Annotated in this window: 25 protein-coding genes; 7 read left to right on the top strand and 18 right to left on the bottom strand. The window is 49.1% G+C overall.

Going from position 1 to position 25509, the window contains the following annotated elements:
* Positions 1 to 58: 58 nt before the first annotated feature.
* Positions 59 to 658: a signal peptidase I gene (gene lepB / locus LACSTY_RS01255; protein ID WP_010489740.1), complete on the top strand. Its 600-nt coding sequence runs from the start codon at positions 59 to 61 to the stop codon at positions 656 to 658.
* 83 nt (positions 659 to 741) lie between these two features.
* Here lepB and LACSTY_RS01250 read toward each other — a convergent pair whose 3' ends face one another.
* From LACSTY_RS01250 to LACSTY_RS01235, 4 genes are all read right to left on the bottom strand, one after another.
* A complete protein-coding gene (locus tag LACSTY_RS01250) occupies positions 742 to 1074 on the bottom strand; it encodes a hypothetical protein (protein ID WP_049170449.1) in 333 nt (110 codons plus the stop codon).
* Between the two features lie 82 nt (positions 1075 to 1156).
* Positions 1157 to 1918: a DUF975 family protein gene (locus LACSTY_RS01245; RefSeq protein WP_087911396.1), complete on the bottom strand. Its 762-nt coding sequence runs from the start codon at positions 1916 to 1918 to the stop codon at positions 1157 to 1159.
* Positions 1919 to 1936: 18 nt separating this feature from the next.
* The gene (locus LACSTY_RS01240; protein ID WP_087911395.1) at positions 1937 to 2719 is read right to left on the bottom strand and encodes a glycosyltransferase family 2 protein; all 783 of its coding nucleotides are present in this window, start codon (positions 2717 to 2719) and stop codon (positions 1937 to 1939) included.
* Between the two features lie 84 nt (positions 2720 to 2803).
* On the bottom strand, positions 2804 to 3562 hold the full coding sequence (locus LACSTY_RS01235) for a DeoR/GlpR family DNA-binding transcription regulator (protein WP_010489757.1): 759 nt from the start codon (positions 3560 to 3562) through the stop codon (positions 2804 to 2806).
* Positions 3563 to 4101: 539 nt separating this feature from the next.
* On the opposite strand from LACSTY_RS01235, the gene LACSTY_RS01230 reads away from it, so the two are divergent.
* A complete protein-coding gene (locus LACSTY_RS01230) occupies positions 4102 to 4785 on the top strand; it encodes a hydrolase (protein ID WP_047106501.1) in 684 nt (227 codons plus the stop codon).
* A 675-nt stretch (positions 4786 to 5460) separates the two neighbouring features.
* Positions 5461 to 6840: a branched-chain amino acid transport system II carrier protein gene (gene brnQ / locus LACSTY_RS01225; RefSeq protein ID WP_087913212.1), complete on the top strand. Its 1380-nt coding sequence runs from the start codon at positions 5461 to 5463 to the stop codon at positions 6838 to 6840.
* 178 nt (positions 6841 to 7018) lie between these two features.
* Here brnQ and LACSTY_RS01220 read toward each other — a convergent pair whose 3' ends face one another.
* Positions 7019 to 8113 carry an LCP family glycopolymer transferase gene (locus LACSTY_RS01220; RefSeq protein WP_087911394.1) on the bottom strand — a complete coding sequence of 365 codons (1095 nt, stop codon included), beginning with the start codon at positions 8111 to 8113 and terminating at the stop codon, positions 7019 to 7021.
* Positions 8114 to 8241: 128 nt separating this feature from the next.
* On the opposite strand from LACSTY_RS01220, the gene pepF reads away from it, so the two are divergent.
* The 3 genes from pepF to LACSTY_RS01205 are packed head-to-tail and all read left to right on the top strand — an operon-like array spanning position 8242 to position 11764.
* On the top strand, positions 8242 to 10041 hold the full coding sequence (gene pepF, locus LACSTY_RS01215) for an oligoendopeptidase F (RefSeq protein WP_087911393.1): 1800 nt from the start codon (positions 8242 to 8244) through the stop codon (positions 10039 to 10041).
* On the top strand, positions 10038 to 10919 hold the full coding sequence (locus LACSTY_RS01210) for an NAD(P)-dependent oxidoreductase (protein ID WP_087911392.1): 882 nt from the start codon (positions 10038 to 10040) through the stop codon (positions 10917 to 10919). Before pepF ends, LACSTY_RS01210 begins: the two co-directional genes overlap by 4 nt.
* Positions 10916 to 11764 carry a metallophosphoesterase family protein gene (locus LACSTY_RS01205; RefSeq protein ID WP_087911391.1) on the top strand — a complete coding sequence of 283 codons (849 nt, stop codon included), beginning with the start codon at positions 10916 to 10918 and terminating at the stop codon, positions 11762 to 11764. Before LACSTY_RS01210 ends, LACSTY_RS01205 begins: the two co-directional genes overlap by 4 nt.
* Positions 11765 to 11844: 80 nt before the next feature.
* Here the strand turns inward: LACSTY_RS01205 and LACSTY_RS01200 are convergent, their stop codons facing one another.
* The 6 genes from LACSTY_RS01200 to gnd form a co-directional block, all read right to left on the bottom strand.
* Entirely contained in the window at positions 11845 to 12642 is a 798-nt protein-coding gene (locus LACSTY_RS01200; RefSeq protein ID WP_010489770.1) for a metal ABC transporter permease, read from the bottom strand.
* On the bottom strand, positions 12639 to 13358 hold the full coding sequence (locus LACSTY_RS01195; protein WP_039639686.1) for a metal ABC transporter ATP-binding protein: 720 nt from the start codon (positions 13356 to 13358) through the stop codon (positions 12639 to 12641). The genes LACSTY_RS01200 and LACSTY_RS01195 overlap by 4 nt, the downstream gene beginning before the upstream one ends.
* A gap of 73 nt (positions 13359 to 13431) precedes the next feature.
* A complete protein-coding gene (locus tag LACSTY_RS01190) occupies positions 13432 to 13776 on the bottom strand; it encodes a hypothetical protein (RefSeq protein WP_025013473.1) in 345 nt (114 codons plus the stop codon).
* A gap of 132 nt (positions 13777 to 13908) precedes the next feature.
* Positions 13909 to 15261, bottom strand: coding sequence for a gluconate:H+ symporter (locus LACSTY_RS01185; protein ID WP_087911390.1), 1353 nt, complete (start codon positions 15259 to 15261; stop codon positions 13909 to 13911).
* Positions 15262 to 15423: 162 nt separating this feature from the next.
* On the bottom strand, positions 15424 to 16992 hold the full coding sequence (gene gntK, locus LACSTY_RS01180; protein ID WP_087911389.1) for a gluconokinase: 1569 nt from the start codon (positions 16990 to 16992) through the stop codon (positions 15424 to 15426).
* A 19-nt stretch (positions 16993 to 17011) separates the two neighbouring features.
* The gene (gene gnd / locus LACSTY_RS01175) at positions 17012 to 17929 is read right to left on the bottom strand and encodes a phosphogluconate dehydrogenase (NAD(+)-dependent, decarboxylating) (protein WP_087911388.1); all 918 of its coding nucleotides are present in this window, start codon (positions 17927 to 17929) and stop codon (positions 17012 to 17014) included.
* A 297-nt stretch (positions 17930 to 18226) separates the two neighbouring features.
* On the opposite strand from gnd, the gene LACSTY_RS01170 reads away from it, so the two are divergent.
* On the top strand, positions 18227 to 19069 hold the full coding sequence (locus tag LACSTY_RS01170; protein WP_087911387.1) for a MurR/RpiR family transcriptional regulator: 843 nt from the start codon (positions 18227 to 18229) through the stop codon (positions 19067 to 19069).
* A 127-nt stretch (positions 19070 to 19196) separates the two neighbouring features.
* Here LACSTY_RS01170 and LACSTY_RS01165 read toward each other — a convergent pair whose 3' ends face one another.
* The 7 genes from LACSTY_RS01165 to LACSTY_RS01135 form a co-directional block, all read right to left on the bottom strand.
* Positions 19197 to 20060: a sugar phosphate isomerase/epimerase family protein gene (locus tag LACSTY_RS01165; RefSeq protein ID WP_087911386.1), complete on the bottom strand. Its 864-nt coding sequence runs from the start codon at positions 20058 to 20060 to the stop codon at positions 19197 to 19199.
* 5 nt (positions 20061 to 20065) lie between these two features.
* Positions 20066 to 20944: a TIM barrel protein gene (locus LACSTY_RS01160; RefSeq protein WP_087911385.1), complete on the bottom strand. Its 879-nt coding sequence runs from the start codon at positions 20942 to 20944 to the stop codon at positions 20066 to 20068.
* A 149-nt stretch (positions 20945 to 21093) separates the two neighbouring features.
* Positions 21094 to 21483, bottom strand: a complete 390-nt coding sequence (locus tag LACSTY_RS01155; protein WP_087911384.1) for a tautomerase family protein — start codon at positions 21481 to 21483, stop codon at positions 21094 to 21096.
* A gap of 77 nt (positions 21484 to 21560) precedes the next feature.
* Complete coding sequence (locus LACSTY_RS01150; RefSeq protein ID WP_087911383.1) at positions 21561 to 22433, bottom strand: class II fructose-bisphosphate aldolase; 873 nt, start codon at positions 22431 to 22433, stop codon at positions 21561 to 21563.
* 30 nt (positions 22434 to 22463) lie between these two features.
* Positions 22464 to 23360 carry a myo-inosose-2 dehydratase gene (gene iolE, locus LACSTY_RS01145; protein WP_087911382.1) on the bottom strand — a complete coding sequence of 299 codons (897 nt, stop codon included), beginning with the start codon at positions 23358 to 23360 and terminating at the stop codon, positions 22464 to 22466.
* 1 nt (position 23361) lies between these two features.
* Positions 23362 to 24414, bottom strand: coding sequence for an inositol 2-dehydrogenase (gene iolG, locus LACSTY_RS01140; protein WP_087913210.1), 1053 nt, complete (start codon positions 24412 to 24414; stop codon positions 23362 to 23364).
* Between the two features lie 36 nt (positions 24415 to 24450).
* On the bottom strand, positions 24451 to 25491 hold the full coding sequence (locus tag LACSTY_RS01135; protein ID WP_087911381.1) for a Gfo/Idh/MocA family protein: 1041 nt from the start codon (positions 25489 to 25491) through the stop codon (positions 24451 to 24453).
* Positions 25492 to 25509: the final 18 nt, after the last annotated feature.

Genomic DNA, 25509 nt, shown 5'->3' with positions numbered 1-25509 from the left:
AGTCGTGGATAGAACGCTTGTGGTAGACTAAGGTTAATCTGTACCGGAAGGTGTCATTTTGAAAAACAACAATCAATCCGCCTTAAGAACGATCCTTGAGTTTCTGCTTCTTTTCGTCGTCATTTTCTTCGCGTCCCAGCTGCTGATGCGCTACGTCCTAAGCAAAGATGTGGTGCAGGGGACATCGATGCAACCGACATTGGAGAATAATGAACGGTTATATTCAGTTCGGATCAAGAAACCTAAACGCAACGATATTGTCGTGATCAATGCGCCTGATCGGCCAAAGTCGCTTTACATCAAGCGGGTTATCGGGATGCCAGGCGATACGGTGAGTTCCAAAAATGACAAACTGTATGTTAATGGCAAGGCAATTGCCGAACCCTATTTGAATCATAAGTTTTCACGTGATGAAATTAATAAATGGGCCAGTCAACAGGGACTGGATCCGTCCAGTATTAAGTTCACCAACGATTTCAATATCAAGACGCTTTCGTCAACCAAATCAGCCAAAGTCCCCGCTGGAAAATATTTCGTGATGGGCGACAATCGTTTGGTTTCCCACGACAGTCGTGATTTTGGCTTTGTCGATAAGTCCAAGATTCAATCAGTCGTTGTTTGGCGGTATTGGCCGTTAAATCGGATGAAGATTTTCTGATGAGCCACAACTTGATAACACGAAAAAACACCGCTGCATTGCGGTGTTTTTATTTTGGCATACTTCCAAGTGATTTGTGCCGGTCACTGCGTTTTAATACCGTGCTGGTCAATCAGCCGGCGCAACTTGCTTTGAACTGTCAGCATCGTCATTCTATCTGACTGCTTGAACGCATCGACATAACTAGACGCATCGGTGGTGATGGTTGCGACTTGCCGGCCATCGAGATCGCTAATCATAATCGCATTCCCGTTTAGCTTGGCCGTGAAGTAGCTGCCTTCAAATCCTTCGTCTAGCAGCCACTGTGCCCAGTTTTGAATATTTTCGGCAATCGCCTGATCAAGCGGCATTTTGTCTTTTAAACTGGCCTGCCGCTTTTTGACTTCTGCCAAGGTCATATATGCTTCGGTTTCCATAATAACAGCGCCAACCTTCTTCTTTTAGCACCACACAATTCCTGACTCCGTCTTCAATCGCTGTCAGTATACCCTGCCTGTGCTAAAAGTGCACGTCAGAACCATTGCGATGCAAGGCCGCCATTTTGTATGCACGGCGGTTTTCGTAGTAATTCGCGTGAACCAGCTGCAGATAAGGATTGATGGCCCAGTCGAAGAGATGGAACGTGGCATTTTCCAACAAATACCAGCCAATCATCGAAAGATACAAGCCCAGTAAATCTGACTTAAAACCTTTCATGAGGCGCCACGATCCGATTAAGGCCGTGATGGACGAAAATCGTTGATCGGCTTCGTGCCCATCTTTAAAGACCCAAAACGCCTGTCGCCATCCTAGCGCCAACATGATTCCGGGAAAGATCAGGAAAGAAAACCCGATGAGTGTCAGAAAATACATAAAGATCCACAATGAAATGGATCCCCAAAACCATTTACCGTTAAATAGACCTAACACAGCTTGAAGCGGCCGTACACGTTCATGGTTGCGGACGAGGTCCAGCACCGCAAAGTTAACGCCTTGGACCAACATCGTCACAACAAGGCTTTGAATGGTATTCACCATGCCGCTGTCATTACTGCTTTGGGCGTAGTAGGCCTGAAAACCGGTCGGATCGGTGAGTACTTTTTCGGCACCGAAGCCTTGCACCACCGCCTGAATCATCAAATAAACGGTGATCATCGCCGCGGCCTGTAATAAGCTCGGTAACAAGTACGCCAGCATGAGATCCCGACGATTCGTTCCCGTTTTCAGTTGTTTCTTGGCTGCCTGTTTCAATTGCGGGAAAGTCATTAAATTTTCTGCCAAAGTCCGTGATCCTCCTGATCAATGATCGATTTTAACGATTTCTTTCTTAGTTGCTTTGGCGCGGCGGCGTGCGTGGCGCAAAACCCGATGAATGCGCCATAAAGCATACAGTTGCTGCGGAATCGCACCAAAAATACCCAAGGACTGGGTGGCCGAATCGCGCCGGACCACATGGTGATAAGTCGGATGACCCGTATACAGGAAGTGGTGCGTTGCCATCACGTAAGTTGCTGTAAATAGTTCGTCTTCCATAATGGACATTTGCTCGTCGAAGCGCAACTGCAATCGTTCAATAACGTCACGGCGAAAAACTTTGTTCCATAGATAACCACGAATATAACCCACTGGATGCAGCATCTGCCGAATCAGGCCTTCGCGCGTCAGTTGTTTTGCCTTGCGTAACCCCGATCGTACCGGTTTTGGGTCAGGATCATCCCGGAAAAACGGCATCGCAATGAGATCCCATCCTTGATTCATCATTTTAACGGCATGGGCAATGAAGTCCGGCTCATACCAGTCATCGCCATCCATGAATGCGATCAACTCACCCCGGGCCTGCGCCAATCCGCTGTTACGCGCTGCAGAAACACCTTGGTTAACCGATTTTAAAATGGCATGAATTCGGTTGTCCAGCTGGGCAAAATGGCTCACGATCTGTGGGGACCGATCGTCGGAAGCATCATCAATCACAATGATCTGTAAATGGGAATAAGTTTGGGCCAAGAGGCTTTGCAAGCCATGCGCCACATATGCCTCAAGGTTATAAACCGGTACAATAATCGTCACAAGCGGCGTTGTCATGACGCCACCTCCTCGTGAATCCGTTGCTGATAGGCTATTTGCTTAAGTTGAATACGTATCAAATCCTTTTTTGCTAAGTACTGCTCAGCTGCCAACGATAAAATTTGTTTGTGGAGCAAACCAGCGTTTTTGCGGCGCTGATAATTTCTTGTCCGTAATCAGCGTGCTAATCTGTCCAAGTTCCAATCCGCGGTAAGGCGCTTCAATCTGGAACTTTTCGGTTTCAGACACTACGACCACCTGACGCGCCGATAACGCTGCTGCTTGTTTAACCTGTGCATCTTCCATATAGGAAAAATACACGCCGTCTTCGGCAATGGCTGTTGCGCCGATAAACGCGGCATCAAAAGCAATCCGGCGCAAAGTTTCTAACATGGTCGGCTCAAAGAAGAATCGCGCGTGGTGATCAAGCTTGCCGCCAAAAAGATGCAGGTTGACTTGTTCTTCTACTGAAAGGGCAATGGCATTGTCGAGGCTGTGCGTATAGACGGTCACCGGATGACGAATGGACTGTGACAATTTCAACAGCGTGGTCGAGTCATCAATGAAATAAACGCCGCCCGGTTTGATCAGCGATAATGCTGCCTTAGCCATTTTCGTCTTCTGGGTCGAAAACCGTTTCAAACGAGCCGAGTAGCTGGGAATACTGTGGCCGAAGTTTAACGATACCAAGCCACCGCGGGTTCGGCGGGCAATTCCTTGAGCATCCAAGGCCACAATGTCCCGGCGCGCTGTGTCGCGAGAAACGCCAACTGCTTTCATAATGTCGTCAATACTCAGTTCATTGCGGACTGCCAGCAGTCTTTTGATCTCCTCAAAACGCTTTTCCCGATACATTGCCACCGAACAAACCTCCCTGCCTGTCTCGCCTTATTATACCTGATTCTTGAAAACCGCGTTTATGGAAGAACATTTATTGTCCAATTTTCGATTTCCACAAGTGAATAACCCGCAATTTGGTCTTGACCACCCTCGATAAACGGTCACGATTTTGACTTTTTAGCCGTGAATTTAGCATATCATTTCCCGATCGCTAAAAGTTTAGGCTCCCATAAATTTTGGAAAAATTCACAAATTGTGGTAGAAAGTGGCCGCAAATCATAGAATCTTCAAGGGTTGAACCCACTTTTTCGAAAAATGTTCAGTGATTGTTACGAAAAAATTTAACATTCCGTTTGTTACGTCAGCGTAACAATATTACCAATTTAGCTATTTTTGTAATGATGCTGGTATTTTATTGACACACCACACCTATATACTTCGTTTGTGTTCTCGGGGGAACAAAACGACGGCTATTCAAAATATAGGAGTGAATTTTTATCTTTACTAAGCAAATTAAATTATCGATCATTACGTTACTCAGCGTGGCACCTTTGTTAGGAATGGCAAGCAATCATTCGCAAAAGGTTGAAGCGATTGCCGATCATGCCACATCTGATAGTGACAACAGTAAAGTCAGTGCCAAGTCAATTGTGTTAAGCAATGAGGCTAAGGTTGAACAGGCGAATGCATATTCACTGGTCAATCCTAAGAATGAAAATACCATCACAGTCGGCACAAATGATATTGCCGAAGCAGCACATCAAATTGCTGATCAAAAAGCGGCTGCTGCCAAGGCTGCCGAAGAACAAGCCGCTGCCGAAAAAGCAGCAGCTGAAAAAGCGGCTGCAGATCAGGCAGCTGCCGAAAAAGCAGCGCAAGAGCAACAAGCTCAGGCACAGGCAGCGCAAAATGCTGCTAACGCTGCGGCGGCAAGTGCAGCACCAACGAGCACTGCACAAACAACCCAGACAACAACCAACAAGGGAACCTTCAAGTTGAGCTTCTACGATCCTGCTGTCCTCGGCTCAAACATGGGATACGATGGCGTTGCTGCCAATCTTTCGGTCTTCCCTAAAGGCACACGTCTGAAGATCACCTTGTCTGATGGTACAGTTTGGTATCGGACCGTTAATGACACCGGTAGTTTTGCGGCAGGCAACCCTAACCAACTGGACGTTGCGATGCCTAACTCCCAGATTCCTTCAGCAGGTGTGATGTCAGCAACCGTTGAAGTTGTTGGCTAATTCATCAGTTCGGTAAACCTCCTCACAAGCCTGAGGAGGTTTTTTCTATGCCTTTCAAAAAGGCACTCCCATACATTTCTCACGATTTTAAATTTAAAATTCTTGACATTCACCGATTTCTTTGTAAAATAAGTTTCAATTCAACAAATGTTCAAAAACGATGAGTAGAAGAGTACCTAGGTTGTCAGTGTCAGCGAGTCTCAGTTGGTGGAAAGAGACCTCTGATTGCCTGGTGGAAAGTAGTCTACGAGTTGCCATTGCGACTTCGGGAGTAGTGGCTGGGATTGCGCCCATTACAGCAATCGCGTATCGCCGGGAATCCGGCCGTACGCGGCGAGGCCGCTGACGGTGACGTTGGCGGTAAAGTAAGGTGGTACAGCGTGATCCGCGCCCTTAACAGTTCTGACTGTTAAGGGCGTTTTTTTGATGTGAGCGTGAGCCGGCGTGTTTAGAAGCCGGAGTGTAAGCGGCCTTGGGCGCAATGGCCCGGGCTTAGGCCATTGTGACCAAGGTCCTTACACGCAGGTTTCTGCGACTGCAAACGCGTTAATGTGAGTGCGAGCCAGCTTCTGCTCCGGGGAGCGCGTTATGGGCAATGCGCCACATGCCCGCCTCAATAAGCTTCTTGCAGTCAATGTCGCGATTGCAATCGTTTATAAAATGGAGGGATTTTCTATGTCAACACAACCCAAACTTACCAAACGCCAGTACCTTACCCTTGGCTCCCTGTTGTTCGGGATGTTCTTTGGAGCCGGAAATCTGATTTTCCCGATTCACATGGGCCAGCTAGCCGGAAGTGCCTGGCTACCTGCCGCCATTGGCTTTTTGTTATCAGCGGTGTTACTGCCACTGCTGTCTATCATGGCTATCAGTCTCACCCGTGCGAGTAGTATGTACGATCTAGCCCGCCCGGCAGGCCATGGATTCGCCTTGTTCTTCCTGCTTGCAACCCACGCCAGTCTCGGTTTGCTCATTGCTTCGCCACGGACGGCCACGGTTACTTACGCGATTGGAATTTCGCCTTTTTTGGGAAAAGGCCAGCAACAAATCGGCTTACTGATCTTTTCGTTCATTTTCTTCCTGACAACCTTTCTTCTTGCCCGGAATGAAAGCAAAATTACCACCTATATTGGCAAACTGCTAAATCCACTTTTCTTGATTTTATTAGCCTTCATTTTCTTCTGGGCACTTTTGATCAAAGGTGACATTCGGACCATTAGCTTTACCAGTAACGCCAACTTAATCAGTGGCAATCTTGTTAATGGCTTCTTGCAGGGTTACAACACAATGGACGCATTAGCAGGCTTAGGCTTTGGGGTGACGATTATTACCGCCCTTAAGCTCATGGGATTGCATCGGGCTTCCAGTCGCGCCAAAGCAGTTGCGAAAGTTGGCTCCTTAGCGATGGGACTTGAGGCGATCATCTATCTGCTGCTCATCATGTTAGGTGCCATCAGCCTAGGTTTTGCTAAATTAACCGCAAATGGCGGGACCGCCTTTAATCAGATCATGACCCATTATACGGGACTCATCGGAACCGCCTTGCTTGGTGCCATGACGTTACTGGCCTGCCTGACAACCGCGATCGGTTTGGTCACTTCCTTCTCCCAGGATCTTGGTCATCGCTTCCCGAAACTGGGTTACCATTTCTTCTTACCGATCACGACAATCGGGGCGTTTTTCATCGCTAATTTCGGACTGGATCAGATTATCGCCTACTCCACGCCAATCTTGATGCTGCTTTATCCGTTAGCCATTGCCTTGATCATGTTAGGGCTGCTTCATCCGTGGATCGGCAAGAATACCCGCATCTATAAGACCACCATCGCCTTTACCATGATTCCGGCCTTACTCGATGCCATTCACGCGCTGCCTGCCGGTTTGGCGCAATTGCCTTTCTTTGCCGCCATTCAACATTTTGCTTCAACCTTCATCCCCTTGTTTGGCATTGGCATGGACTTTGTACCATTCCTCCTCATCGGGTTTATCTGCGGCTTCATTGCTGCCAAGTTTAGCGGGGCAAAATTGGCACCTGACCTGCCTGATCCAGACTAACCTTGCTGTATATGAACCAAAGGAGTGTAAAAGGGACGATGCTTGCCGCGCTGGCTTGCCCGCCTCGATGCAGAAACAAAAAGGCGAAAGAATTCTCGCCATCGCAAACTGCGATTTGAGAATTCTTTCGTCTTTTTTCGGTTATGCCTAGGTTTGAGACACTAAATATCTCAGAACATCACGGCCCAGTAGTGGCACCGTCAAGCGAAACCGTATAAACCGGATTGTTGGCGGTCCAGTCAAAACCGGCCGCATTGTTAATTTCATTTTGCCGGGTATTGAAGTTACTTAGCTTTTCGCTTTGTAAACCTAGTTGTTCACGCAGTTCGTCTGACGTTTTCTGAAGCGTATCGGTCTTCATAACCTGATAGGCAGCATTATCAATGTAAACACCGATACCGCGAAGTTGCTTACGTTCGATAGTGCCCGCTGAAGCCCGGTAATTTTGGGCAATCGCCATCATGTCATCAAACGTCAGATTCGTCCGCATGCTGGAAGATAAGGAATCCATGACCTTCTGATAATTGGTCAACGACTTAACTGACAACAGATGCTTGACAATTTGATTGATGACTTCCTGTTGCCGCTTCTGCCGGCCATAGTCACCTTCCGGATCTTCGTCACGCATCCGCGCGTAAGCAAGTGCCAGTTCGCCATTGAGATGGGCTTTGCCTTTCTTGAACGTCTGACCACCGGTGTTGGCGTCTGTCCAGGTAAATGGTACGTTGACGTCCACACCGCCGACAGCATCGACAATCTTTTGCAGGCCTTCCATATTAACCGTCACGTAATAATTAATTGGAACATTCAACAACTTTTCAACGGTTTTGATAGCTGCGCTTGATTTGCCATAAGAGTACGCTGCATTGATCTTTTCATAGGTTGAAGAGTCGTTGCCAGTCCCCACCATTTCTGCCAGGGTATCACGCGGAATGCTGACCATCGTTGTTTTCTTTTCTTTAGGATTAATGGTCACTAACATGAGGGTATCGGATCGACCGGTATCTTTACGGCCAAAAGCGCCAGTATCGGTTCCCATCAAGAGAATACTGATGGGCTTTTTGCCATCAAGGTCAGAGTCAACGGCCTTGGTGCTGACGGGATCGTAAGTTTTCGCCACGGCTTTCTTCGCTTGAGAGTAGAATCTGGCTGCATAGCCGCCTACAAGGAATAACGCCACGAGCGCGATGACGACCACAGCCCGAAGAATCGGATGACGTCGTTTGGGCTTATCATGTGTCGTTCGCAGATTTGAATCTTGTTGCTTAGACATTACTTCTTCACTCCAGTTTTAGTTTCTACGGTAGTGTAGCAGATAATTATGAAGAAAGAAGGGATTTAGCTCAAAAATCAGCGTGATATGGTAACATTAAAGAAATATTAGAAATTGGAGCTGATCAGATGCAACATTTACCGGTACGTGAAGATGTCCCAACCAAGCTGACATGGGATCTAACCACCATTTATCCAAATGATGCGGCGTGGACAGCCGACTTTGAAGCTGTCCGCGAACAGGCCAAAGAGGCGGCCGCGCTCAAGGGAACGTTAGGCAATTCAGCCGCTGCGCTCATCAACGGCATCAAGGCGGTTTTAGCGGTCTTTCGACGGTTTGAGAAAGTCTATGTTTATTCAAGTCTGAAAAGCGACCAGGATACTGGCAACGCCACTTATCAGGCGATGAATGCTAAGGCCGAAAGTCTCGGCGCCGAGCTGGCCAGTCAGTTAGCCTTTTTGGATCCGGAGATTCTGGCAATTCCCGCGGACAAACTGACAGCATGGCGGGACACTGAAAGTCTCAAACCGTTTGGGCATTTTATTGACGCGATCACCGTCAATCGCCAACATGTGCTGACAACCGCAGCCGAGGCTCTGATTGCCAGTGCCGGTGACGCGCTGAACGCCAGTCATGCCACTTTCAACGTCCTAGACAACTCCGACCTGCAATTCGGTTTTGTCGAAAATGAAGACGGTGAAACAGTGCAGCTCAGTAACGGCTTGTACGGCCAGTTGATCCGCTCAACCCAGCGAAAATTGCGCAAAGAAGCCTTTGAAACCTTACTGCGTGCTTATGAAAGCATGAAGAACACGTTTGCCCAAACCCTGAGCGGCCAGGTCAAGGCGCACAATTTCAATGCCAAAGCCCATCATTACGTTAATGCCCGTGCGGCGGCAATGGCAAGCAACCACATTCCGGAAAGTGTTTATACGACCCTTATCGACCAGGTCAACACCCATTTGCCCCTTCTGCATCGCTATGTCGCATTGCGGAAAAAAGTCCTGGGCGTCGATCAATTGCACATGTATGACATCTACACCCCGTTGACCGGCAAGCCGCCATTGACCTTCACGCTTGACCAAGCAAAAACTGAAGCATTGAAAGCTTTGGCGCCGCTTGGTGATGATTATCTCAGCCATGTCCGGGAAATCTTTGACAACCGCTACATTGATGTCGTCGAAAATAAAGGCAAACGTTCCGGCGCTTATTCAGGTGGGTCTTACGATACGAATCCGTTTATTTTGCTGAACTGGCATGACGCGGTGGACGAACTTTATACTTTGATTCACGAAACCGGCCACAGCGTTCACAGCTGGTACACGCGTCACAACCAGCCTTATGTGTATGGCGATTACCCGATTTTTGTTGCCGAAATTGCGTCAACGACCAACGAAAATCTGCTCACCGATTACTTCCTGACCCACACGGATGACCCCAAGGTACGCGCCTACATCCTGAATTACTATCTCGATGGCTTTAAAGGTACCGTCTTCCGCCAAACGCAATTTGCCGAATTTGAACACTGGATTCATCAGCAGGACCAACAAGGCGAGCCACTCACGGCAACCAGTATGTCAACATACTACGCCGATCTCAATGCCCGGTATTATGGACCGGATGTTACCCGCGATCCCGAAATTGCCTTCGAATGGGCACGAATCCCGCATTTCTATTACAATTATTATGTCTATCAGTATGCAACCGGTTTTGCCGCAGCATCAACGCTAGCTGCCGGCATTAGCAGTGGCGAACCCAACGCCGCGTCCCGCTACTTGGACTATTTAAAGTCAGGTAGCTCGCAATACGCCATCGATACCATGAAAACCGCTGGTGTCGACATGACCAAACCGGACTATCTGGAAGCGGCATTTTCAATGTTTGAAAAACGGTTAACGGAATTGGAAGAACTTTTACAGAAAGGATGAGTCCTTTGAAACTTGGATTTATTGGCACCGGTGTGATGGGCACCGGGATCATCAAGAATTTTCTTAAAGCCGGTCAGGAAGTCATCGTTTACAATCGCACCAAAGCCCATGCACAAGCGGTCTTGGATGCCGGCGCGGTCTGGGCAGAGTCGCCCCATGCCGTTGCCGCACAATGCCATGTTGTCATGTCGATGGTCGGCTTCCCACAAGATGTCGAAGCAGTCTATTTTGGCTGTGATGGCATTCTGGCCGGTACCCAGGCCGGTGACCTAGTGATTGACATGACTACCAGCACCCCGACACTGGCCAAGCAAATTGCCGAAAAAGCCAAAGAAAAAGGCGTCATTGCCATTGATGCGCCTGTTTCCGGTGGGGACATTGGCGCTAAAAAAGGCACCCTCACCATCATGATCGGCGGCCAAAAAGACTTGCTGTCGAAACTTAAAGAGCTGTTTGCCCCGATCGCCTCATCCGTCAATTATTTTGGCCCGGCTGGTTCCGGGCAGCATGCCAAAATGGCCAATCAAATTATGATTGCCGGCACGATGACTGGATTGAGCGAAATGCTCGTCTATGGGAAAGCTGCCGGACTGGATCTGAATGAAATCCTGAAAGTCGTCGGCAGTGGCGCCGCGGCGAACTGGAGTCTCAGTAATTACGGTCCGCGCATGCTGCAAGCCGATTACACGCCTGGCTTTTTCGCCAAGCATTTTCTCAAAGACCTGCGCATTGCGTTAGACGAAGCCAAGAAAATGCACTTGCAGTTGCCGGCAACCGAATTGGCCGAAGATCTGTATGCCAAAATGGTGGCAGCGGGCAAAGGTGATTTAGGAACGCAAGGATTAGTCACGATGAACGAACGGTGGGATGAAGCATGACCAAAATCGCCATTTTATCAGATATTCACGGCAATATGACTGCCTTTTCAGCGGTCATCAAAGACGCCCAAGCACATCATGCAGATGAATATTGGTTTCTTGGCGACTTATTTCTTCCAGGTCCGGCAGCAGCCAATCTCTGGCAGGGCCTGCACGCCTTGCCGCTGACCCATCTTGTCAAAGGAAACTGGGATGACGATTTATTCTGGGTTTTAGATGGTCCGGTCGACTTGGCGCAACCCACCGATGTCTACTTCAGTCGCTTAGTGGCGTATCTGTGGCCGCAGCTGACGGCCGACATGTTGACGACCATCCGTCATTGGCCGTTGCATGACGTTTTTGAACAAGATGGCCTCGTGATCAGCCTGGCCCACAATCTGCCAGACTCTAATCACGGTCATCGCTTATATCCCGACCAACCACAGGCAAACTTTGACCAGATTGCTCCGAGTCAAGATATCGACATTGCGATTTATGGGCACACCCATCAGCAATTGCTGCGCTATACCAGCAGCGGTCAGGTTATTCTCAATCCCGGTTCGATTGGCCAAGCCTATTCGCCGCGCGCGAAGTTGCAAACCACCAGCTATGCAGATTACGCATTATTGGAACTCAGCAACGGCGCCATCACCAATCTGAACTTACGACAGGTTTCCTATGACGTCTCGGCCGAATTGGCGGTGGCCAAGGAAGCCCAACTGCCTTATCTAGAGGTTTACACCAAGCTGCGGCACACTGGCGCGACAAGCACCCACGACGCCGCCTACCTTGCCCAGTTTGATCAATCCCACCACTATCAAGCAGAAGTCGCTGACTTTTTGCGTCAGCAGCGCGAGCGGCACTAGTGGGATTTAGACTAACACGAAAAAATGGCTTTAGAGAGGCATGCATCTGCTCTCTAAAGCCATTTTTTAATACGATTCAATCAATTTGTCTGGTGATGATACCAGAGCGCCAGGAAATAAAAGATAAACTCAATGGCGGCGATGAAGAAGGTTACTGGCCAGTTCGTCAGAAACCCCAGGTAAAGGCCACTCCAGACGCCGATTAACGCCGTGATGACGGAAATCACAATCATCTGCGGCAGGGTTCTTCCCAGGTACTTGGCAACATTAGGTGGCAACGTGAGCAAAATGAACACTAGCAAACTACCGACAATCTGCGCGCCGATCGAAACCGACACCGCGAGAATGAGTAGAAAGTAAATGGAAATGTATTTACTTTTCAACCCTTGCGCAGCCGAACCCACCGGATCAAATGAATCAAAGGCTAAACGGCGATACCCAAAATATAGCGTAAACAGAACGCCAGCCGCTAGTGCCACCAGCTGCCAAACGTCACTGCGCGAAATGCCGATAATGCTGCCGAACAGAATCGTCGTCGCATAGCTAGCATTGGCACTCGAAAGCGATAAAAACAAAATGCCCAAGCCGATGAACAAGCTCGAAACCGCGCTAATCGACGCTTCCCGGCGTGAGGCCTGAACCGACATGCGGCCAACGCTGATACTGCTAATGGCCGTAAACATCAACATCCCGTCAAGCGGTCTAATGCCGGCAAACACTGCAAATGCGGCACCGGCAAAGCCCACCTCAGACAAGGTGTGCGCCAGGAAGGACATGTTACGGGCAACCACAAAGACGCCGACAATACCGGTCGTGATAGCAATAAACGTGCTAGCCATAAAAGCATTTTGCATGAAGGCATAAGCAAATAAATTCATGCGATCACCCCGCGATTCTCGGCATCATTACGCAATTCTTCCGGCATTGAAGCCAGATCCATCTCGGCAGTTGGCTTCATTTCGTAACGATCGCCAGTCAACAGCAAATATTGTTTGGTATATTGCTTCGCCAAGCTCAAGTCATGCGTCACGAACAACACCGTTAGCTTCTGGGTCTGGTTCAGCTCCTGAACCAGATCCATTAACTCATGCTTGGTATTCACATCCAAGCTCGCCGTCGATTCATCGAGAATCAAAAAGTTAGGATCATCCAACAGCGCCTGGGCTAAATAAGCCTTCTGCTTTTCACCGCCGCTCGCCATCCCCAGCCGCGTGTCAGCAATATGCGTCAAGTGGGTCGCTTTGATAACCCGATTCAGCGCCGCTTTTTCCTTAGGCGTATGCCAAAAGAAAAGATGGTCCAGCTGCCGCAACTGAATAAAGCTGCGGATTGACAGCGGGAATTCTTCGTCGACATTGCGAAATTGTGGTACATAGCCCAGTCGAACCGGTGGCTGCTTGCGAAACTGAATCGTGCCGGCTTGCGGCTTTAACTGTGCCATCAACAGGCGAATCAGGGTGGTCTTCCCCACCCCATTCGGTCCAACCAAGCTAGTTATCGAGCCGACATCCAAATGAAAACTCAGGTCGCGATAAAGCTGTTGATCGCGAAATCCAAAACTAAGATGCTTCACAGACAAAATTGGTTCGCTCATAGCTGCCTCCCAATCGTAGACGGTAACGATTACGATCTACTATTTTACCTAAGTTTTCATGAAAAGGCCAGTTTTATTTGGTTTTATCTGCTTTGAACGGATTTGCGGCACTAAAGTCAATTCGAATCGTCTTCGGCTTATCCTTCACCACAAGAATATAGCCATGCCCCAAAAAAGGCTTGTCCCCCTTATAGGTCAACGGAAATTCCTGCGCAGGCGCCAGGTTACCTTGAATAATCATGGCATACATTTCGTCATCGGTATAATCATCCGAAAAGGCAATCGCCACCGGCGCCGTCACCAGTTGCTTCGCCTTTTGCATCACGGCAATGACATCAAAAAGCTGATTCGTTACTTCTTCGGGAAAAACCTTGGCAACATCTTCGGCAACGCGGCGTTTTTTGGTTGGTTCGTACATAAGTTAAAGATCTCCATTTCTGTATTTGTGAATGGCGTAAGTTTATCATATTGAGCGGCTGACTGCGACGGTCGGCTTCAGCTTGTAAACGCAAAAAAGCCGACCTATCGTCGACTTTTTATCTTTTCGCCTTTAAACAAACAAACTCAACAAAAGCACGCCACCCAGTCCGACAACCGAGATAATTGTTTCCAACAAGGTCCATGTCAGCAGGGTTTGCTTAATGGTGAGGTCAAAATATTCACGGAACATCCAGAATCCGGCGTCGTTGACGTGGCTGGCTGCCAATGATCCTGCGCCAATTGCCAGCACCATCAAAGCCGGTTGGATGCCGGCGCTTTGCATCAAGGGCAGCACCAGTCCAGAGGCGGTCATGGCAGCAACGGTTGCCGAACCGAGGGCGATTCGTAAAACCACGGCAATTAACCAACCTAGAATCAGTGGCGAAATGGACGATGAGACGAATAGGTTTTTCACGGAGTCGCCAACGCCGCCATCAATTAAGACTTGCTTAAACGCACCGCCCCCACCGATAACCAACAGCAGCATCGCAATGGACTTCACTGCCTCTTCCAGCGTAGCCATGATATCCTTGGCTGGTAGCTTGCGGGCATAACCCATGGCCCACATCGCGAACAGAAGTGAGATTAGCATGGCAATACTCGGCGATCCGATAAAGGCGATCAGATTGTCCATGCCTGTCGGTGTTTTTGGCGTTTTGCCACCATGCAGAACCAGTTCATAGACCGTTGCAATGGCCATCAGAATAACCGGAAACAGCGATGTCAAAACCGAGATACCGAAGCCAGGAGTTTCATCAAGCTTGAAGGTTTTTTGCGGCCCCAACGCTTTCAAATTGCCACGCCGTTCAAAAGCATCCGGAACCAGCCGATGGGCAAGTTTGGAAAATAGCGGGCCGGCAATGTAGACCGTTGGGACTGCAATGATGACCCCATATGCCAGCACCAGTCCAGCTGAAGCACCCAGCGCTGTCGAAATGGCTGTCGGTGCCGGATGTGGCGGTAAGAAGCCGTGCGTAACCGACAAGGCGGCTGCCATCGGAATGCCAAGTGTCAAAATCGGGACACCGGCTTCGGCAGCAATGGCAAAGACGATCGGAACCAGCAAAACGATCCCGACTTCAAAAAACAAAGCAATGCCGATGATGAAAGAAGCCAAAACCACCGCTAATTGTAAGCCCCGGCGTCCGAACGCGTTAATCAGCGTGTGGGCGATACGATAAGCACCACCGGCGTCGGCAACCAGCCGTCCCAGCATCGCACCAAAACCAAAGACCAGCGCAAGTTCACCTAATTGCGAGCCAATACCGGTTTGAATACTCGTGGCGATCTTAGCCGGCGCCATCCCCAGCCCCAGCGCCACAACAACAGCTGTTATTATCAGAGAAACATAAGTGTTGAACTTAAACTTAATAATCAACACCAACAGTAATAGAATGCCTAGAACCAAGACAAGTAAATCCATGTTCAGTCCTCCTTGACATGAATCGGCGCGGTTAGAAGTCGCCGAACGCGTTAATTTGAGCATATGCCCGCGCTTCTAGAAACCGCTTACAAAACTATCGATAAAAAGTGGCAGTCGCTTTTGTGATCGTTTGCGTCTGTCGCCTAATTTTTATATACCTGATTAATCCTGTTCTTTGCTACGTGCCCTCGGATCCGGATGCGCGCGTTGATAATCGGCAATCGCCTGATACTCGCTGCCTAGCTTGCGCGTTAGCCGAATCCAGATTGGCAACAATTCCCGATAAGCTTGGAAATTAGCTTCATTCGGTTCATGCGTGTTGGTGACGCCAATCATATCCTTGACGACACTGAGATCATCAATCAACCCTAACGATTTCATCCCGATCACCACGGCTCCCAATGCCGAGCTTTCAAAACTTTCAGGAATGTTGACTTCCTGTTCAAACACATCGGCCAGCATTTGCCGCCATAATGCGCTGCGGGCAAATCCACCTGTGGCCTGAATGGCGCCGGGTTTGCCAGTAATGCCTTCGATCATCAACATCACCATATACAGGTTATAAACGATCCCCTCAAGTGCCGCGCGAACCATGTGTGCTCGTGTATGCTGGCGGGTTAAGCCGAAGAAACTGCCGCGCGCATTCGCGTCCCAAATCGGGGCCCGTTCCCCGCCAAGATACGGATGGAATAATAGCCCATCGGCACCGGCAGGAATTTTGCTGGCAATGTCGGTCAAAACTTCATATGAATCAACCTGTAGTTGCTCGGCGGTGATTTTTTCCGGCGCAAACAATTGATCGCGCACCCAGCGGAACACGATGCCGCCATTATTCACCGGACCGCCGACGACCCACTTATTAGGTGCCAAGTAGTAAGTGAATAACCGCCCTTGCGGATCAACAACCGGCTTATCCGTCACCACGCGAACGGCGCCTGAAGTGCCAATCGTGACCGCCAAAACGCCAGGATCAATCGCGCCAACGCCAAGGTTACTTAGCGTGCCATCACTAGCCCCGAGAATGAACGGTGTTTTGTCGTCAATGCCGGTCACGGCGGCGTAATTAGCATTCAACCCGGTCAGCTGATAACTCGTATCCACCAACTCCGGCAGTTGATCGCGCCGGACATTGGCGACATCTAACGCACGATCATCCCAATCCATCGTGTGAATATTGAACAAGCCCGTCGCGTTTGCCAGTGAATAGTCTTGAACATACCGCCCGAAAAAGCGGAACAAGATATAATCTTTAATCCCGATAAAATGACGCGTGCGGGCGACAAGCTCGGGATGCTCGGCACTGAGCCACAGTAATTTCACCAGCGGCGACATCGGGTGCGTTGGAACCCCGGTCGCCTTAAACAGCGTCATCCCCAGGTCACTTTGCTTCAGCTTCGTCGCGTAAGCCGCCGCCCGATTGTCTGCCCAGGTAATAACCCGTGTGATCGGTTTGTCATGCTCATCCATCAAAATCAGACTATGCATGGCGGCTGAAAACGAAACGCCGCCTAATTCACCGGGCTGAACATTCCCGCGATGCATGACTTCGGTTAATCCGCCAACCGTCGCCGCAAAAATTTCTTCCGGATCCTCTTCAGCCATATCCGGCGTATCTTGATATAACGGGTAAGGGTTATTCGCCGTCGCAATCGCTTGACCTTTTAGATCAAACAAAACGACCTTGGTACTCGTTGTACCTAAATCAACCCCGATCATATATTTGATAGACATCACGTTCTTCTCCTTTGCTTCACTTGCCGCCTTGTTTTCCGGTCGTGGGATCAACTGCATGTCCCCCGAACTGATTGCGTAAAGCAGCCACTACTTTACCGGTCATGGTGTCGGCCGCTTCTGATCGGTAACGCATCATCAAAGCACTGGCAATCACCGGCGTTGCCACGTGTAAACGCAGCGCTTCTTCGACTGTCCATGCGCCTTCACCGGAACTATGCATGATCCCCTGAATCTTTTCGAGATCGGCATCGTTGCTGAAGGCATTACCAGCCAGTTCCATCAACCAACTGCGAATCACGGAGCCGTTGTTCCACATTTTGGCCACTGCTTCATTGTCGTAATCATAGGGACTATGCGCCAAAACATCGAAGCCTTCACCGATTGCCTGCATCATGCCGTATTCAATACCGTTGTGAACCATTTTCAGATAATGCCCTGAGCCGGCTGGGCCAGTATACAGATAGCCACCAGGCGCGGCAATGGCTTTAAACAGCGGTTCAATTTTGGCAAATTGCGTTTGGTCGCCGCCGATCATGAAGTTGCCATTGGCCCGCGCGCCTGCCATGCCACCGGACGTCCCGACATCAAAAAAGTGAATGCCCTCTTCTGCCAACAACTGACTTCGCTTGATGGAATCCTGATAATAAGAATTGCCACCATCAATCACGATGTCACCAGGCCGCAGTAACTTGGCCAGCTGATTAATCGTTGCATCGGTTGGTTTTCCTGCCGGTACCATACTCCAAATAATCCGCGGTGATGCCAGACTCATCACCAGTGCATCGAGACTGGCAACAGCTCTCGCTTGATATTGCCCCACTTCCGTCCGCGCCTGATCATTCAAGTCAAACGCAACAACCTCAATATCATGATCGCGCATATTCGCGACCAGATTCATACCCATCTTGCCTAAACCTACCATACCTACTTGCATATGCTATCCCCTCCTGAGCGTGAGCCAGCGCGCTTAGAAGCCGGAGTGTAAGCGGCCTTGGGCGTGATGGCCCGGGTTTGGCCATTGCGACCAAGGTCCTTACACGTAGGCTTCTGCGCTGGCGAACGCGTTAATGTGAACGCCAAGACCACTTTTCCGGGGATCAAAAGCGCTCCTCCGTGATCATGGTGCCATTGTATGTAAAAAAATTACAAAAATCAAGCAAAGTATCCGTAATTAATTTTCAATTCATACATTTAATGCTATACTCATCTTGAGGAAATGGAGGAGGGGCATATGCACGATTTTCTGGTACAACTACAAATTTATAAACCAAACTTGAGTCGGCAAGAAAAGAAATTAGCGGATTTTCTTCAAACGCATCCGGATCGCGCTAGTCAGGCAAATATTGCGGAACTGAGCGCAATAACGGGCGTCAGTACGGCCACAATTTCACGATTTGCCAAGGCGTTGGGTTATCCTAACTTCCAGGCGCTACGGATGGCACTAGTTCAATCATCACCGGAACCGGATCAAACGCTATTTGCGGAACTGAGCCCGGACGATTCGGTCGAGACCTTGGCGCAAAAAATCTTCACCTCCAATATCGATGCGCTCCGGACCACTTTGGCCAACTTAGACACTACCGCTTTGGCCAAAGCGATTGAATGGATTACCCACGCGGATCATCTCGGCCTTTTTGGATTAGGTGCCAGCAATCTCGTTGCGTTAGATGGCTATCACAAGTTTCTGCGGACGGCCATCCCTGTTGCCTATGCCGCGGATTATCATATGCAACTCATGGCAGCGACGCATCTGGGCGCCAATGACGCCATGATTTTGACGTCACATTCCGGTGAAGATAAAGACGCCATTGCGTTAGCTGACTTGGCCAAGCAACAACAGGTGCCACTTATCGTGATCACCGGTTCGCCGGCTTCCCGCCTGGCAAAAATGGCCGATGCCGCGTTTGTCGCGGTTGCCGAAGAATCGCGCTACCGAACCGAAGCGCTCCATGCGTTAATCGCGGAGCTTAGCCTCATGGATACGCTGTTTATGATCAGTGCTATTCAAACCAACAGTCAGACGGCCCCACTCTTTCGTCGGGTGCGCGCCACCATTGATGCGACCCGCCGATAATCAATCATCAACAGCTTATGTCACTTTAAGTATACAAAAACGACATCTGAGAATTCATTTATCAGGTGTCGTTTTGGATCGGAAATATTTTTAATTGCGTGGCATTGACCGTCGTTAGTCGCATCTGTCAAAGCTGCAAACCATTCTTAATCGATTGCAGCGTGATTTTATTTGACCAGTCAACCTTGTCAGGCCAGGCAAACACGTTATTGGTGATGATACCGTTAAAATGTCGTTCCCGCAGCACAGCGTAAAGTGTGGCAAAATCGACTTCACCTTCGCCCGGATTTAAGTGCTGGTGGATCGTCACCGGTGCGCCCGGCGGATTGATGATGTAACGCAAGCCTTGGTTGCCTTTGTGATTAAACGTATCTGCAATCAGAACATGGGTAATAAGATCACCGGACTCGGCAAACTGTTGGCGAATATCGCCGTGCCCATCGTCCATATAAAAGGCGTGGGAGCTACACCAAACCTGATGTACCCAGTCCACATCCAGCGAACGGATTAAGCGACTGGCAGCCAGGTTCGATTCAATAAAGTCATTGGGATGCGGTTGAATTTCCAATGTGATGCCGTTCTTTTCAAACTCCGGCGCCAGCTCTTCCATGGACTTGTACCATTGCCCCTGTGAAACCAGTGGTTGGAACTTATCACCTGAAAATTCGGTATTCAACACTTTGACGCCCAATGCCGCCGTGATTTCGATTGTGCGTTTCAGGTTGCGGACAGCAAATTCACGCTCCTGTTCATCGGGTGACGACCATTGTTGCACCGGAAGCACTGAGGAAATTTTAACGCCGGCATCCTGGGCATACCGTTTTACCTGCTTGATCAGTGCCGTGTCCGCTACCGGATGTTCATAGAACCAAATGAAATCTCTACGTGGCGACAGTTCAACATATTCATAGCCGAGACGAGCCACCTCATCAAACATCTGCTTCAACGTCATGGTGTCGCGAAACATGGAAGGATCGTAAGCTAATTTCATGGTCTTCACACCTCCAAGTTTGAAACCGCTGTTGGTTGATTTAGCCGATTGATACTGGCAGTGATTTGATCCGCCAGCTGCTTGTTGCTTTCGGCCGCTAATCGTGTCGAGAAGGCTTCAAGGGAATAGTTGCCTTTATAACCCATTGATTCAAAAAGTTGCACCTGTTCAACGTTTTGCATGATGTCGCGGTCTGTGATGAACATGCGGTCCTCATCCAAAACTTCGCGCAACTCGTGAATCGGTTCGATGCCGGACAAATGGATGAGTCCGATTCGCTTCACGTCAACATTTGCCTTAAACTGCGCTGCCGTTATATGCGCCAAGAAGAAGTGGAAGGTATCAATGGTTAATTTGAATTCCGTGCGACCAGACAATTCAATCGCCTGTTGCGCCGTCCACGGATACCGCAACGTGCTAGCCATAAAACCCAGCGGCTCAACTAAACCGGTCAGGTGATAAGTCGCTAAGATCTCGCCAAACACTTGCAGATTGTGGGCCGCATCCTCAAGTCGTTGTTGCGGCGTTCGGGTATCTTGCGGATTAACTTCCGGCACGAAAATAATGGCTGGGCTGCCAATTTGAACCGCTAACTCGGCCAATCCGGTCAAAAGTTGACGATTCGCGACTAACTTTGCTGGCTGATTAAATTGTTGGAGCGCATTAATGGTCAGAATTTTCATGCCATATTTGGCTTTTAACGCATTAAAATCCGCGACCGGCATTTGATCAATGACGGTTTCGGGACGATCGGACGCCGCCATATCGTTGCGCAACTCCACCTGATGAATACCAACTTCTGTCGCCAACTGGAAAAAACTTTCGAGTGAACGTTTCTGCGCCACTTTTCGATTGAGCGCCATTTTTTCTATTTGAATCGTCATATTTAACGCCTCTACTTTCTTACGCACACTGTTTTGATACTGCTAGTTGTCAGCTTTTCTAACACATCTTGCGGCTGCACAGAAAATGCCTTGACCGTTGCAGACTTCCAGAAACGGCCAAGGCATTTTCAATCTATCTTATGATTCACCTACAAACTGCCATCCAGAAATTGCGCTTTCCCTTGGCCGAAACTCCATCCTTGGTCATCGTTGAACGAAACATTGATCATGAGATCGTTTTTATCGACCAGCCCTGCTGCCGATAACCGCTCTGCCAGTGTTGCATAGAACTGCTTTAATTGGTGAACGGTACGCACGCGGCTGACTAATGAAATGACCACAACCTTATCCGTGCGCGGTATCCCTAACCCAGTATCTTCAACAACCATTTCATAAGGCTCATGTTGGTGGACAATTTGATAACGATCACGTGCCGGTACATCAAAAGCCGCTACCATGACCTCATGCGTGATTTGCAAAATCTGTTGAATCGTTTCGGGTGATCGGCCCTTTAACATGTCAAACCGAACCAGTGGCATATCATCCCTGCTTTCATAATTCGTACTATTCAGTTAATCAACTTCATGATTTACTGAACACAATATCAGTAACGCTTTCACTCCATCGCAGTCAGCCGGGCACTTTTCCCCAAAATATGAAAGTCGTTCATTTTACTTTCAACCAGGCGCGCCATCGCTTGCTTGCCTGCTGTGAGAATTGGCTGCGGATCGTGACCGGAGCGTTTTTGTTGGAGCGCTTTGGCAACTGCTTCTGTCCACACGGTGTTCACTTCCGTATTGATGTTGATTTTGGCTGTTCCGGTTCGAATTGCTTGCTGAATCTGGTCGTCAGGAATTCCTGATGCACCGTGCAAAACCAGCGGTAGTTTGGTTGCGTCGGCAATCTCGGCCATCCGCTCAAAGTTAAGCTTGGGCCGCCCAACATAATCGCCATGAACCGAACCCAATGCTGCAGCCAACGAATCAATACCAGTGGCCGCCATTTTGGCCGCATCCGACACGCTGGCATACTGAATACCGCTGATCAGGCCATTCTCATTCCCACCGACGCTGCCAACTTCTGCTTCAACCGACACATGACGTTGATGCGCATAGGCGACGACCTTTTTGGTTAAGGCGACATTTTCATCAATGGGCAACTTTGAGCCATCAAACATGACCGATGTATAGCCAGCATCAATCGCCTGATAAACGTGCTCGACGGATAACCCGTGATCCAGATGAAGCACAACCGGCACGGTAATTTCCAACGCTTGGATCATGAAACTCACGTAGCGAGACATGAAGTCGAATCCCCCAAGAAAATCCATAATCCGATCGGAAGTTGCCACAATAATCGGCGTTTTGGTTTCTTCAGCAACGCTAAGATACGTCTCCAGCCAGTCGGGACCATTAATATTAAAATGACCAATTGCAGCGTGGTGAGCCAGTGCGGCTTGCATCAATGTTGTTGCTGGTATCAACGCCATAAGGACCATACCCCTTCTAAATCTAATCCTTTAAACCGCTTGTGGGATTGCCATGATGGTATCCAAGTACTGTTTTGCTTTCAATGCATATTCAAGCGGATTTGCCTTGGCGGGATCCTGTTCGGCTTCAACCACAATCCACCCGCTATAGTTGCTCTTTTGAATGGCTTGCCAAATTGGCTTGAAATCAATCATGCCATCGCCAGGTACCGTAAACATCCCGTTTTTGACCCCAGCCAAGAAACTCATGTGTTCTGCCCGTTCTTGCTTAGCTTGCTCCGGGCGAACGTCTTTGAAGTGAATATGCTTAATCCGATCTTTGTAGCGATTGAAAATGTCTAGCGGATCTTCACCGGATAGGACCAGATGCCCGGTGTCGAACAAAAGTGAAACCTTGTCTGGATCCGTCATCGCCATCAATTTATCGATTTCAGCCGTTGTTTGAACACCAGTCCCCATGTGATGGTGATACACAATTTGCATTCCTACCTCATGTGCCCGATCGCCCAACCGTTCCAATCCGGTCGCCAACCGCTGCCACTCTTCATCGGTAAAATATGGTTTGTCATCAAAAACGGCTTTGTCCAGCATTCCTTGAACGCTATGTCCTTGTTCCGCAACGACGATCACTTTGGCGCCCATCGCGTGAAGAAAGTCCCGATGTTTAATGAAAGCCGCTTCGGTTTCCTCATACGGCTTGGTCGTCAAAAAGGCACTGAACCATGCGCTGGCAATCTTCAGATGGCGTAATTCCAGATAATGCTTTAGCACTGCCGGATCCTTTGGGTATTTATTGCCTACTTCGGTTCCTTGGTACCCTGCCAACGCCATCTCATCAATTGCTTGTTCAAATGTCACTTCTTTGCCCAGTTCCGGCATATCATCATTTGTCCAACCAATTGGCGCAATTCCTAGCTCAATCGTCAATTTAAGCACCCACCTTTTTATCTACGTCATCGACTTTGACAATATCGTTCTTTTCAAATGCCTGTTGTAATGCCAGCGCTGCTTTCGTACCTTGTAAGCCATCTTCTGCCGTGATCCCGACTGAAGTGTCTTTCAAAATGCTGTCAACAAACGCTTTTTCTTCACTCAGAAATGCTTGGGCAAACCGCTCAGGGAAGTTCTGGGAGGTTGGCCGGATGATGCCTTCTTCGTTCATCACCGTCACCAGATTCTTCTCTGGAACCTGGGCGACCCGCAACATGCCTTTGGTTCCGATGACTTCGGTTTCGACATGATAGCCATGTGCCGCATTGCGCCCGGCTACCAGGATCGCCATGGTCTTATCTTCAAGTTGCATCAGCGCAGCGCCAGTCTCCAGCTCGCCAGCCTGATCCAGAACCGGATAGGCGCGATTCAACCCGATCGCCCAAACCTTGTCAATCTCTTTACCGGTGAACCAGCGAATCACATCAATATCATGAATCGACATGTCTAAGAACAAGCCACCGCTATTAGCCGAGGTCGCAAACTTAACGAAGCTTTCCATTCCGGACGCCGGATCAATGCTGTAACTGCGGATGAGCGTAATGTCGCCAATTTTGCCTTCATCAACTAGCTGCTTTGCATAAACGTACGAATCATCGAAGCGCCGCATGAAGCCAAGCTGGAATTTCAAATCAGGATGCTGGTTGATCACGGCCTGCGTGTGTTTGATCGCCGCAAGATCCAAGCCGATCGGTTTTTCACTGAAAACGTGTTTGCCGGCATTCATAGCGCTTTCAATTTGCGGCAAATGAAACCCTGAAGGCGACACAATAAACACCGCATCAATATCTGCGTTTTGAACCATATCGTCGAAATCTTCATAGGTTTCTTCAACCCCAAGTTCTTCGCGCGCCCATGCCAACTCCTCTGGAACAACACTTGTGGCTGCCTGCAGCTTAGCGTGCTGAATGCTGGTTGCCAGATTAGTCGCATGGATTTTCCCCAGTCGGCCTAAACCCACAATGCCGATTTTTACTGTCCGTTGAGCCATCATCAATATCCTCCTCAAGTCATTTATTTGGTTCACTTAAGCTTTTACTGCCTGTTTCTTTTGATAAAATGCCGGTGTTGTGGCTACGTTAATGAGAACCGGTTCCTGATCCTTTTGCGAGCGGATGCCGGCTTCTGCGGTCACAGCGGCAATATAGCCGTCCCACGCACTAGGGCCAATTGGCGACTGATTCTTGGCCACTTGATTAATAAATTCCTGTACTTCGGTGTTATACGCCTGCAAGAATCGCTTGACCCAACTTGTTTCCATTGCAGTTTGTTGCGTTGCCTGGGTTCGCACAATTGGCGCAAATCCATAATCCGGCAGTTTCAACTCGCCTGTTTCCCCAACCACTTCAAGTTTGACCTCATAGCCATATTGCGCCGTCACATGAACCAGCACTTGAATAACCACGCCTTTTTTAGTCGTCAACGTTGCCAGTTGCGGGTCCCGTAGCCCTTCATTGTTCACTTTGCTTGACTGCCGCGGATAGGTGATCTGAATTGATGCATAATCATCATCAAGCAACCAGTGCATCTCATCGATTTCATGAATCAAAGTATCGGTAATCGCCATTTCATTGGAATAGTTCGCCGCCACGTCCGGATTGATGTGACTGGCCCGAACAACCAGCGGCGCTCCAATGATGCCTGAATCCAACTGGGTCTTCAACGCATGAATGCCTTCGTCGTAGCGCCGCATGAACCCGACTTGAATGACCTTTCGCGGTTTACCCATTTCTTTGTCGACAATGCGCTTGGCCCCTTCCAAGGTTGTCGCCAACGGCTTTTCCGTGAAAATAAATTTATCCGTATCCAAGGCTTTAAGAACCGTCGCCTCGTGTGCCCCACCAAAACTGACAACAAAGACCGCATCAATATCCGGATCTTGTAACAGACTCGTGTCGTCAGGATAAACTTTTGCATCCAGTTTAAAATCGCGCACCGCAGCTTTAGCCGCTTCTTGATTAATGTCGGTAACTGCCACCACTTTTGCGCCGGTTAAGACATTCGTCAGCCGATCAATATGCGCTCGACCCATTGCGCCTGTTCCGATAACACCAACTTTGACAACCATGTTGATCGCTCCTTTTGC

The organism is Lacticaseibacillus styriensis, assembly GCF_030770295.1.
In the GTDB taxonomy this organism is placed as follows: domain Bacteria; phylum Bacillota; class Bacilli; order Lactobacillales; family Lactobacillaceae; genus Lacticaseibacillus; species Lacticaseibacillus casei.
The sequence above is the reverse complement of the archived record's forward strand: the minus strand, read 5'-3'. Positions and strand labels throughout refer to the sequence as shown.